General features: G+C 64.6%; 9 protein-coding genes. 3 read left to right on the top strand and 6 right to left on the bottom strand.

Annotated elements, in window-relative coordinates; translation table 11 throughout:
* Positions 1 to 136 precede the first annotated feature (136 nt).
* Positions 137 to 592 carry a GNAT family N-acetyltransferase gene (locus tag EB812_RS07725; protein WP_242621237.1) on the top strand — a complete coding sequence of 152 codons (456 nt, stop codon included), beginning with the start codon at positions 137 to 139 and terminating at the stop codon, positions 590 to 592.
* Positions 592 to 1,167 (top strand): hypothetical protein, encoded by a 576-nt coding sequence (locus EB812_RS07730; protein WP_118229957.1) that lies wholly within the window; start codon positions 592 to 594, stop codon positions 1,165 to 1,167. The genes EB812_RS07725 and EB812_RS07730 overlap by 1 nt, the downstream gene beginning before the upstream one ends.
* A gap of 244 nt (positions 1,168 to 1,411) precedes the next feature.
* Here EB812_RS07730 and metK read toward each other — a convergent pair whose 3' ends face one another.
* Together metK and panC are read right to left on the bottom strand one after the other, a co-directional pair.
* A complete protein-coding gene (gene metK / locus EB812_RS07735) occupies positions 1,412 to 2,584 on the bottom strand; it encodes a methionine adenosyltransferase (RefSeq protein WP_118229956.1) in 1,173 nt (390 codons plus the stop codon).
* Between the two features lie 39 nt (positions 2,585 to 2,623).
* Positions 2,624 to 3,472, bottom strand: coding sequence for a pantoate--beta-alanine ligase (gene panC / locus EB812_RS07740; RefSeq protein WP_118229955.1), 849 nt, complete (start codon positions 3,470 to 3,472; stop codon positions 2,624 to 2,626).
* Between the two features lie 247 nt (positions 3,473 to 3,719).
* Between panC and EB812_RS07745 the strand changes: the two genes are divergently transcribed.
* On the top strand, positions 3,720 to 4,577 hold the full coding sequence (locus EB812_RS07745; protein WP_130958008.1) for a tRNA (adenine-N1)-methyltransferase: 858 nt from the start codon (positions 3,720 to 3,722) through the stop codon (positions 4,575 to 4,577).
* Between the two features lie 442 nt (positions 4,578 to 5,019).
* Here the strand turns inward: EB812_RS07745 and EB812_RS07750 are convergent, their stop codons facing one another.
* The 4 genes from EB812_RS07750 to EB812_RS07765 all read right to left on the bottom strand — a co-directional run bounded on the left by EB812_RS07750 (position 5,020) and on the right by EB812_RS07765 (position 11,590).
* Positions 5,020 to 6,081 carry an asparaginase gene (locus EB812_RS07750; RefSeq protein ID WP_118229953.1) on the bottom strand — a complete coding sequence of 354 codons (1,062 nt, stop codon included), beginning with the start codon at positions 6,079 to 6,081 and terminating at the stop codon, positions 5,020 to 5,022.
* A gap of 5 nt (positions 6,082 to 6,086) precedes the next feature.
* A complete protein-coding gene (locus EB812_RS07755) occupies positions 6,087 to 9,119 on the bottom strand; it encodes a transporter substrate-binding domain-containing diguanylate cyclase (RefSeq protein ID WP_165450918.1) in 3,033 nt (1,010 codons plus the stop codon).
* A 271-nt stretch (positions 9,120 to 9,390) separates the two neighbouring features.
* On the bottom strand, positions 9,391 to 10,293 hold the full coding sequence (locus EB812_RS07760) for a DNA polymerase III subunit delta' (RefSeq protein ID WP_118229951.1): 903 nt from the start codon (positions 10,291 to 10,293) through the stop codon (positions 9,391 to 9,393).
* 19 nt (positions 10,294 to 10,312) lie between these two features.
* Positions 10,313 to 11,590, bottom strand: coding sequence for an adenylosuccinate synthase (locus EB812_RS07765; RefSeq protein WP_118229950.1), 1,278 nt, complete (start codon positions 11,588 to 11,590; stop codon positions 10,313 to 10,315).
* Positions 11,591 to 11,710: the final 120 nt, after the last annotated feature.

The following is an 11,710-nucleotide window of genomic DNA, read 5'->3' on the forward strand; positions in this document are numbered from 1 at the left end:
GCAAGGATTTTCAATAAAATCCTTGTAGAGCAGTTAGCTCATTTCATTCGATAACTGCTCTAGGGGAAATAGAATTTTTTGTGGCGGCATTGGCAAACAGCGCCCGATCATGAACCTGTTTTTCAAGGAGGCAGTTGTGTTCTGCGTACAAAGCGAAACGTTGGCCGACGCCGGACAGGAAGCCCGCGCCCTGGCCGACGCCCATTGGCAGGAGGTGGAGGCCCCCTTGCACGGGCCGCAAAACAAGGTGCTTGACCTGGCCCGCTACGCCGAGCTGGAAGCCCTGCATATGCTGCACCTGAGCACGGCCCGGCAGGACGGAACGCTGGCGGGCTACGCCGCCTTTACCCTGGTGCCCTGTCCCCACCGCCGGGGCCTGCTGTTGGCCGCCCTGGACGGCCTTTATCTGCGCCCCGACCTCCGGCGCGGTCCCAATGCCCTGCACCTGCTGCACCACGCCGAAACCGCCCTGCGCCAACGGGGCGTAGGGCTCATCCAGTACAGCTCTCCGGCCTCGCGCCCCTGCGACGCCCTCTACCGTCGGCTGGGCGCGCGCCTTACAGAAACCGTCTGGCACAAGGAGGTGCGCTGATGGCCATAGCCACCAGCACGGCCGCCGCCATTACCGCCGCCGTGGCCCTGGCCGGAGCTGTGGCGGGCACGGCCAGCGCCCTGCAGCAGTCTGCCAACCAGCAGGCCCAGAACGACTACCAGTCCCGGCTGGCCAGCCGCAACGCCCAGGTTGCCGAGCAAAACGCCCAGGTGGCAGAAGAAGCCGCCCGCGCCGAGCGACGTCAGGGCTATGAAGACGCCGTGAAAAAACGTCAGGAGGCCGCCCGCATCATCGGCAGCCAACGTGCCGAAGCCGGAGCCGGCGGCGCGACCGTAGACGTGGGCTCCACCCTGGACCGCAACCTGGATACGGCCGAAAAAGGCGAACTGGACGCCCTTTCCCTCCGACAACAGGCCGAAAACAACGCCTCCAATCAGGACGTGCGCGCCTGGGCCTTGCGCAACCAGGCCACCGACGCTCAGCTGCAGTCGCAATACAGTAACAGCCGCGCCCAGACCGACTACCTGGGCCTTACCAGCACACTGCTCAACGGCGCTTCCCGCGTGGGACGCAACTTCTACACCATCGGCGCGCGCGGCGCGCAGTTGCGCTGACAACGAAGAAAAGGAGAAAAACAGGCCGCCTCCGGCGACCAGCGGATGCAGCCCCCATTCCTGAGCAGATTCCTTTTATAAATAGGTATGTTCAAAGTTTACGGGTCTCTTTTTTCTCCAGACAAAACACAACGCCGTTGCGGCCGGGACCGTACCAAAGGTACTTTCCCCGGCCCGCAACGGCGTTTTTTCTTGCCGGAACACGCAAGGGCGCAACGAAGCAGAAGCGCCCTTCCCCCGCCCTTTACACCTTGGCGGCGGTGCGCAGGTCGGCCACAGCGTCGGTTTTTTCCCAGGTAAATTCGGGAAGTTCACGTCCAAAATGGCCATAGCAGGAGGTTTTCTGGTAGATGGGGCGCTTGAGGTCCAGGCGCTTGGTGATGAAGTAGGGGCGCAGGTCAAAAACCTCGCGCACGGCGCGGGTAAGCACTTCGTCGGGGATGTGCCCGCTGCCCTGGGAGGAGACGAGCACGCTCACGGGCTGGGCCACGCCGATGCAGTAGGCGATCTGCACTTCGCAGACCGGGGCCAGACCGGCGGCCACCACGTTTTTGGCAATGTAGCGACCCATGTACGCGCCGGAACGGTCCACCTTGGAGGGATCTTTGCCGGAAAAAGCCCCGCCGCCGTGGTGGCCGCTGCCGCCGTAGGTATCCTGAATAATTTTACGCCCGGTGAGGCCGCAATCGCCCATGGGGCCACCCACCACAAAGCGGCCCGTGGTGTTGATGAAAATTTCGCAGTGCTTTTCATCAAAGTACCCGGTGGGTTCCAGTACAGGCCGGATGACGAGTTTTTTCACGGCTTCGGCCACATCGGCCTGACTGGCGCTTTCCGCATGCTGGGTGGAAACCACCACGTTGTTGATGCGCACGGGCTTGCCGTCCTGGTATTCAAAAGAAACCTGAGTCTTGCCGTCAGGGCGGAAAAAGTCCACCAGACCGTCCTTACGCACCTGGGAAAGGCGCTGAGAGAGCTGGTGCGCCCAGTAGATGGGGGCAGGCATAAGGGTGGCGGTTTCGTCACAGGCGTAACCAAACATCATGCCCTGGTCGCCCGCGCCCTGGTCTTCGGGCTTTTCGCGCCGCACGCCCTGGGCAATATCCGGCGACTGATGACCGATGGTGTTGATGACCGCGCAGGTCTGCCAGTCAAAGCCCATGCCGGAATTGCTGTAGCCGATGTTTCTGATGGTTTCGCGCACCACGCTGGGCAGGTCGGCGTAGCCGCTGGTGGTTATTTCTCCGGCTATAAGGGCCATGCCCGTGGTCACCAGGGTTTCGCAAGCCACATGGGCGTCGGGGTCCTGGGCCAGCAGGGTGTCCAGCACGGCGTCGGAAATCTGGTCAGCCACCTTGTCGGGATGACCTTCGGTGACGGATTCGGAAGTAAAGTAGTATTTGCCCTTGGTTTGCATGCGATTCTCCTTGGGTGCGCCGAGCGCGACGCGAAGGGGTTACGGACGGAGCAGAATGTTGTCGATGAGCCGGGCCTTGCCCATGCGCACGGCGCAGGCCATGAGGGCGGCGTCCCCCGCTTCGGTCAGGGGCGCGAGGGATTCGGGGTGCACCACGCTCAGGTAGTCCAACCGGCCCAGGGGCAGGCGCTCGGCCCAACGGCGCAGTACGGCTTCGCGCAGCAGGCTGACGCTGGTTTCGCCTTCTTCCGCCAGCTTGCGGGCGTAGAGCAGGCCCTGGCGAATTTCCGGCGCCTGGGCGCGTTCCTCCGGCGTCAGGTAAAGGTTGCGGGAAGAAAGGGCCAGGCCGTCGGCCTCGCGCACGGTGGGACGGGTCACGATGCGCACGGGCACATTGAGATCGCGCGCCATGCGGCGCAAAATGGCCTGCTGCTGCCAGTCCTTCTGGCCGAACACCGCCACGTCCGCCCCGGTGAGCAAAAAGAGCTTGAGCACCACAGTGCACACGCCACGAAAGTGCACGGGCCGGGTCTGTCCGCACAGGCCTTTGGCCAGCTCCGGCACCTCCACCCAGGTGGCGTGGTCCGGAGCGTACATCAGGCCGGGTTCGGGCCGAAACAACACGTCCGCCCCGTGTGCGGCGGCAATGGCTGCGTCGCGCTCCGGATCGCGCGGGTAGGCCTCCAGATCTTCGCCGGGGCCAAACTGGGTGGGGTTGACAAACAGGCTCACCACCAGCCGCCGGGCCAGACCCCTGGCGTGGGTCATAAGGTCTTCATGCCCGGCATGGTAGTAGCCCATGGTGGGCACCAGGGCGATGTCATCCCCGGCTTTACGCCAGGCGCGGCACTGCGCTTCCAATTCGTGAGGTGTAGTTAATATCTGCATATCAAGGTATTGTGATATAGTTAATGGATTCCCCCTTATACACGGGCCGCGCGCTCTTGTAAAGGAAAAGCGCCGTCCACCGTTGACAAGAGGACGCTTTTCTGACCACAAGCCCCAGGACGCGGACAAAACCAGAACGCCGACGCACCATGCGCCTGCGGCGTCCCGTCCCGCCGCGCCAGCCTGCGGCGTCCCGCAGCGTGGGGCCCGGCCCCCGCTCCACCTTATTCAAGCCAGAAGGAAACGCATGATCCCCTACGGTTCGCTTGTTGTTTTTGTGACGCCCAAGGGCCGCCGCTACATAAAACTCCTGGAAGAAGGCAAAGACTGGCACGGCAACGACGGCGTGCTGCGCGCCGCGGATGTGGCCGCGTCCCACTACGGCGACGTGCTCTATACCAATACGGGCGTGCCCATGCAGGTGCAGGAGGCCACCCTCCACGATCGCCTCAAGGGGCTCAAGCGCCAGACGCAGATCATCTACCCCAAGGACATCGCCTACATCTGCCTGCGCCTGGGGGCCGGGCCGGGGCGGACCATCATTGAAGCGGGCTGCGGTTCCGGCGGGCTGACCACCGGGCTTTCCTGGTTCTGCGGCCCCACGGGCCGGGTGGTCAGCCACGAGGCCCGCGAGGAATTTCTGACCCTGGCCCGCCGCAACCTGACGTGGGCCGGCGTGGGCCGGAACGTGGAGCTGCACCACCAGGACATTGCCAACGGCTTTGCCATAAGCGGGGCTGACGCCCTTTTTCTGGACGTGCGCACCCCCTGGGAATACCTGGACCACGCCCTGACCGCCGTGCGCCCCGGGGCCACCCTGGGCTTTCTGCTGCCCACAGTGGACCAGGTGGGCAAACTCCTGMTGGGGCTGGAGCGCGGCCCCTTCGGCGATGTGGAAGTCTGCGAAATCCTCATGCGCCGCTGGAAGCCCCTGGCCGACCGCCTGCGCCCCGAAGACCGCATGATCGCCCACACGGGTTTTCTTATCTTCTGCCGCCAACAAGACCAGAACGCCGACTTCCTCGCTCTGCGCCCCCTGGGCACCCGCGAACGCAAACAGGAAGCCGCCCGCCGCGCCCGGCTGGAAGAAGGCGACGAAGCATAAACGCCACTGCCGGTCCAGCCAGGACCACAGCCCAACGTTGCGTTCCGCCTTCCGGCGCACACTGGCAGAAGGACGCAAAATCGCCTCCACGGCGGGCGTCTGCGTACGCAGTCGCCCGGGCATTTAGAGCATTTAACACTTGAAATGCTCGCTTACGGCAGGCAAAAGCCTGCCTTCTCGCATTTCGTGGCAAGGATTTTCAAGAAAATCCTTGCAGAGCAGTTAGCTCATTTCATTCGCTAACTGCTCTAAAGTTGCAATGCCCTGCTGTCTGAGGAAAAAATTCTTTGAAGGATGGGGGGAGGGAGAAAACGTTTGGTCAGCTGCAGCCTTTGCGACGAAAAAAGCTACGGATGAAGGCAGCCGCGATCAAAAGTTCCCTTTCCCCCACAAGCATTCCCCCACAACTTTCCCCACAACCGTCCCACAGACTTCTCCCTCTCTACAGTCGTCCGCCCTGGGCAAAGGCCGCGGCGGCGGCGGCTTGGCGGTGGGCCGGGGGCAGGTGGGCGGTGGCGGCGAGGGAAAGCATCAGCAGGACGCGGGCCTTGGCAGGGGAAAGCATACCGGAGGGGATGAAAGGGGCGTAGCCCGGCAAAGGGGTGACGGGCCCCGCACCGGTGCGGCTGGCGCGGACCACGGTAAGGCCCTGGCCTGCGGCCTCACGCAGAAGGTCGCGCACGGCGCTGGGCATGGAGCCATTGCCCATGCCGGCCAGCACCAGGCCCTGGGCGTGGGCGGCGCTGTGACGCACCAGATCTGTGGCCATGCCGGCGCAGGCGTAGAGCACGTCCACCCGGGGCAGATCGGCCCGGCCGGCCAGGGCGGCATAAGCGCCGGCCAGGGGGGCCGGGCCGCCGCAGTCGGCGAAAAAGAGGGCCTGCCCGTTGATGGCCCGCCCAAGGCCGCCGGATTCGGGCGCGGCAAAGGCTTCCACGTCCACGGTGGCGATTTTTATGGCGGTGCGGGCGGAAAGGATACGGCCGTTCATGACCAACAGCGCGCCCCGGCCGCAGGCGGCGGGGCTGGCGGCCACGGCCACGGCGTCGCGGATGTTGATGGGGCCGTCTGCGCTGAGGGAGGTGGCCGGGCGCATGGCCCCGGTGAGGACCACTGGTTTTTCGGGGGGCAGAGTCAGGTAAAGGTAGAAGGCGGATTCTTCCAGGGTGTCCGTGCCGTGGGTGAGCACTGCGCCGCAGGTTTCCGGATCCTGCAGGGCCAGAGCGCAGCCCTGAGCCAGCAGGGCCCAGTGCTCTGGAGTACAGTTTTCGCTGGGCAGGTTGGCGCACTGGCGGCGGACAATGCGCGCCACGCCTTCAATGCCGGGCAGACTTTCGAGCATGCGTTCCACGCCCAGCACGCCGGCGGCGTAGTCGATCTGTTCCAGGGGGGAAGCCGCCACGCCGGCGATGGTGCCGCCCGTGGCCAGCAGGGCCACCTGGGGCAGGCTGACGGCGGGGGCGGCGGTTTGCACGTGGGAAACAGAGGGGCACAGAGGGGACATACGGGTCAGGACTCCTTGGCGGGGTGCGGCCGTTGCCGCGTTGCGGCTTCCTGGGGGGCGGCGTCCGGGGCCGGCTGTGCAGCTTCCGGGGCTGCAGGGTTGAGCGCTACGGCGTTGGGCTGCGGGGCGTCCGCGGCTGGCGTTTCAGGGGCATGGGGCGCATCCGCCGGGGGCAGGGCCGCGTCCTGGGCGGACATATCCGGGAAAAAGGCGTGGAAGGAGCCTGTGCCGGCAATGTCCGTCACCTCGTCAAAGAAGGTGTAGCGGTTTTTGCCCGTTTCCTTGGCATAGTAGAGGGCAGCGTCCGCGCGCTGCAGGGCCTCTTCATAATTGCTTTCTGTTCCGTCAAAGAGATAGACGCCGATGCTGGCGGTAACATCCACCTTCTGGCCCTCGCGGGCGTAGGAAAGACGCAACGCGGCCAGCACGGCCTCAGCCCTGGCCTGCAGCACCTCACGGGTGATGCCGCGCAAAAAGATACAAAATTCGTCGCCGCCGAAGCGGCCCAGAATATCCACATTGCGGAATGTGCGTTTGAGGGCCTCGGCCACGTCCACCAGGGCCACATCGCCCACCACATGGCCGAGAGTGTCATTAAGCACCTTAAAATTGTCCAGATCCATGAACATAAGTGCGTCCGTCCGGTTGCCTTCGGGACGCGCGGGCATACAGGAGCGCACCTGCTCTCTGAAGGCCGCCTTGTTCAGGAGGTCCGTAAGGCTGTCGCGTTGCGAACGGCGTTCCAGTTCGGCCCGTCGCCGCACCTCCTCATCAATGTCCACGATTTTGCCGATGAGGCGCAGCGGCGCGCCGTCCCTGCTGATGCGCGTGACCTGAATGCGGCACCAGATGTAGCGGCCCTCCACGGTGGGAATGCGCATGACGCTGAAGGCGGTGTGTTCGCCCGCATAGATCCTGCGGCGCAGTTCCAGCAAGGCGGGCTTGTCGTCGGGGTGCACCACATGGGCATTGCGCGGGCGGCCGCCGGAATTGAACAAGGGGGTGGCCTCGCGCCCGAATTTGGCGAAAAAGTTGGGGGAGCACTGAAACTGACGTTTTTCCGTATCCACATCAAAGATAATGTCCTGGGATTGCTCCACCAGGATGCGGTAGCGTTCTTTTTCCTGTTCCAGTTCGTCCTGCATATGTTTCTGTTCGGTAATGTCCACTACCACACAATGGAAGAGGGGGGCGGGACCGTCTTCTCCCGGCGCCGGCGCGCCGCGCAGCAGCACGGGCAGCCAGGTCTGGCCGCGGTGGCGCAGGCGCAGCTCCAGGCTCAGGGCGGTCGTGCTGTTGCTCATGGCCGCGCGCAGCCTGTCCGCGTCTTCCGGGGGCAGCCAGGTGACGAGGGCGTCTTCCTGGGGCGGCGCGCTGTGGCCCAACAGCCGCCAAAAACCCGTATTGGCCTGAGCGATATGCAGGGACGGATCCGCCAGGAGGCTGATGACGCCGCCGTTGATATTGGCCGTCAGGGCGCTCAGGCGGCGTTCGCTTTCCTGCGTGGCCCTGTGCGAACGTCGGCGCAGATATGCGGCATAGGTGGCAAAGACCGCCAAAAACAGCACCAGCTCCACTGCCAGCAGAATTGCGGCACGGTGCTCATAGAGCAGATCCTTCAGGGAACTTGGGGCCACCATGCTGGAAATGTTATCGGAAATGATCTGGCTCTTGTCCCGCTCGTCCAGGTCGTTCAGAGTCTTGTTGAGGATGGAAAGCAGTTGGGGCGGCATGGAGGGGCTCAGGGCCAGACGGTCGTCCTCGTGGTCCTGATATTCGGTCAGAAAGGTGATGTCCTTGTACTGTGGGCGGGTGAGCAGGTAGGTGACTTCCAGCGAGGTATAGAGCAGGGCGTCGGCCTCTCCGCGAACCACGGCGTCCAGGCAGGCGGCCGCGTCGGGATAACGTCGCAGCCGGGCTTTGGGGAAGGTGGCGCGCCCATAGTGGCTGCCGCCGCGCCAGCCGTCCAGCAGGGCCAGCGTAAAGGGTTTGTCCGGGGTCAGGACTGTGCCGCGGCGCACATAGAGGTGCAGGCTGCTGCGCAGCAGAGGGGCGGAAAGCCGCTGCAACGTGGCCTGTTTGAGCTGGTCCAGATACATAAGGCCGACGCCCAGGCCTATGCTGTCGTTGGCGAAGTATTCTTCCAGATCCCGTTTTTTATCCGTAAGCGGCACAAAGGTGAAGTTCAGGCCGCTGCGCTTGCCCAGCAGACGGACAATGTCCGGCAGGATGCCGCGGGCCAGACCCGTGGCGGGGTCGCGCCAGGACAGGGGCTTGCGGTCGGGGTTGTAGCCCACACGCAGCAAGGGCGCGGCGGCAATAAAGTCCTGTTCGCTTCTGCTCAGGGGGGTTTGGTAACTGCGGACCAGGTAGCTGCGGGCCAGGCGGTTTTCCAGGTCGGGCTGTTCCAGCTTTATCTGGGCCACGGCATGGTTCATTTCAGCCATGAGGGCCTGGTGTTGCGGCGTGGTGATGTAGTAGAAAGGCGCGGGGTCGTATTTGGCCAGCAGCTTTTCGTCATCGCGCAGGTTGAAGACAATGCCCAGGATGGCGTCCACCGTGCCGGCGCGCATGGCTTGGCGAGCGTCCTCCATGTCTTCAAAGACCTGCAGCGGGGGGGGGCTGAAGTCATTGCGCCGGGCAAAGGAGGCAAAGTTCTGGCGCCAGAAGGGAGCGCGCGCCGTACCGATGCGCAGCCCGGCAAAAGCCGGAAAATCCTCATAGGTAAGTGCGGTATTTTTGCTCAGGGTGACCAGGGCCGTAAAGGTGGTGCCGCTGGGGTAGAGGCAGAACAGGTAGCGTTTTTCCCGTTCCGGCGAATGCAGCGTGGGCCCCAGCAGGTCAATGCGGTCCTCGTCCAGGGCTTTCTGAGCTTCTGTCCAGTTGTTCAGCACCACGGGGGCGAGGGTCCAGCCCGTGTACTTGGACACTTGCTCCAGATAGGCAAAGTTGTACCCGGTAACAACGTTGTCTTCTATGCGGTTGAAGCCGGGCATAGGGAACACCCCCACCCGGACCACGCGGGATTCCTGAGTCATGGCGGAAACAGGCGCCGCCAAAACAGACAGGAGGGCGAGGAGCAGGAGGCTGAGGTGCCGGAGCATAGGCGGCCTTCGTGGTGGTAGACGTTGGCGCGCAACGACGCGCTGAGCGGGCGGAAACCACGCCGGGAGCCCGGCCAGAGGCAGCGCAGCCGGGGTGCCGCCTTTCCGCCCTGCGGCGCGCGGGCCTCAAAACGCGCGGGACATCAAAGAGCGCATGCCCTTGACGGGTCGCGCGGCCCGGCGAAAAACGGGCCGGGAAAAACCTTCAGGCCACGCCGCGTTGCCGCCGCAGCACAAACAGGCGCGCGGCCAGGGCCTCCAGCACTCTGGCGGGAGTGACCCCATAGCGCAGGGCTTCCTGCGCTTCCGCAAGCCAGCGGCAGGCTACGGCGCGCCCGGTCGCATCCAGCGGAGCCAGGGCCGCGTCCAGCCGTTGCGGCGTCGCATTGGCCGCCAGAACGCGGATCATGGCTTTCTGACAGGCCAGCAGCAAGGCGTCGGCGCCGGCCGCATCCATGGCGCCCTTGGCCGAGGCGCGCTCAAGAAAGCCTTGCCCGGTCTCCAAAAAAACGGCCAGGGCGTCCTCCCAGGGGGCCAAGGCGGCTTCAGCCGCCGTATCGGGCTGCCAGGGCAGCGTGAGGCAAAAAGCGCGCGAAACCAGGGTGGGCAAGAGCTGTTCCCGCTGGGGGGCCAGCAGCACAAAAACCGTGGTGGCCGAGGGCTCCTCCAGCGCTTTGAGCAGGGCGTTGGCAGCCTCGTCCCTGGTCTGGCCCAGCCCCATGAGCAAAACTACCCGGCGGCCCCCGCCGTGAGGAGCGTCGCGCAGCCGCCGACGCAGCAGGCGCACGTTTTCCATGGTAAAGGCGCGCACCAGGCCAGGGTTTTCCGTATCTTCCCGGTTGCTGATGCCGCCATCGTAGGCAGCCAGATCCAGATGCTCGCCGCCGGCCATCTGGCGGCATACGGGGCAGGCCAGGCAGGGTGCGCCCGCGACAGCGACCTGCGCACAATTGCAGCACATGGCCCAGTAGAGCGCCATATCCCGACGTTGGGCCGCACTGCCGCCTTCCAGCAGAAGCACCTGCGGCGGGGCGGCCGCCAAGCGGCACAATACGGCCTTGAAAGCGTCAAAGGCCGGAGAGGCCAGCGCGGGCAGCAGCGCGTCCATGGGGGCAGCCCGCAAACCCTCAGCGCACGATGGTCTGTCGACGCTCCGCGCCCACAGAAACCAGGCTCACGCGCACGCCCGTGAGCGCCTCAATGCGTTCCACATAGGCGCGCACTGTGGGGGGCAGGGCCTCAAAGGCGGTGCAAGCGGCAATGTCCTCCTCAAAACCGGGCAGTTCTTCATACACGGGGGTTACCCGCCCCAGGCCGCCTTCTTCCTGCGGGGGATACTCCAGGCGACGGCCCTCATATTCGTAGGCCACGCAAATGCGCAGGGCAGGCAGATTCTGCAGAACGTCCAATTTGGTCAGGGCAATATCCGTAAGGCCATTGAGACGCACGCTTTCGCGCAGGACCACGGCGTCCAGCCAGCCGCAGCGGCGGGGGCGGCCCGTGGTGGCGCCGAATTCGTGCCCTTGCGTGCGCAGGTAGCTGCCCGTGTCGTCCAGAAGCTCGGTGGGAAAGGGGCCGGAGCCCACCCTGGTGGTGTAGGCCTTGACAATGCCCACCACGCGGGTCAGGGCCGAAGGGGCCGCGCCCGCGCCCGCGGCGGCGTTGCCGGCCACGGTATTGGAAGAGGTCACGAAGGGATAGGTGCCGTGGTCGATATCCAGATGCGTGCCCTGCGCGCCTTCAAAGAGGATGTCGCCGCCCTGGCGCTGCACTTCCTGCAGACGGGCCTCCACATCTGTGAGGTAAGGGATGAGGCGCGGGGCCAGGGCCAGCAGCTCGTCAGCCACGGCGGCGGGGTCCAGGGGCTCAAATTTATAAAGATCCCGCAGAAGGACGTTTTTTTCCTGCAGGGCGTGAGCCACCTTGGCGCGCACCAGGTCGGGCGCAAGGAGGTCGCCGGCGCGCAGGCCCACGCGGGAGGCCTTGTCTTCATAACAGGGGCCGATGCCCCGGCCGGTGGTGCCGATTTTATGACCGGCGCGGCGGGCTTCGCGGGCCTGATCCAGGCTTTTGTGGTAGGGCAGAATGAGGTGCGTTTTTTTGCTGATGCCCAGGCGCGCGGGGCTCACGTCCACGCCACGGGCGGCCAGATGGTCTACTTCTTCAAGAAAAACGTGGGGGTCCAGCACAACGCCGTTGCCGATCAGACAGATTTTGTCCGCGTGCAGAATGCCCGAAGGGATGAGGTGGAGGATAGTTTCCTCCCCGCCCACCTTAATAGTGTGCCCGGCATTGTTGCCGCCCTGAAAGCGCACGATGGCGCGGCTTTGGGCGCTCAGCATGTCCACTATTTTGCCCTTGCCCTCGTCGCCCCACTGAGCGCCGATGATGACCGTATTCGCCATGATTCTCCCTGCCTGAAAGGCCGCGCAAGGGCGGCGGATAGTAAAAACCGCGTCCACGTCCGAGTAGTGGCGCGTCGGCCCGGAAACGGGACGCAAAGCCTTTGAGGATACCTATCCCGG

The sequence above is a fragment of the Desulfovibrio legallii genome (genome assembly GCF_004309735.1).
In the GTDB taxonomy this organism is placed as follows: domain Bacteria; phylum Desulfobacterota; class Desulfovibrionia; order Desulfovibrionales; family Desulfovibrionaceae; genus Desulfovibrio; species Desulfovibrio legallii.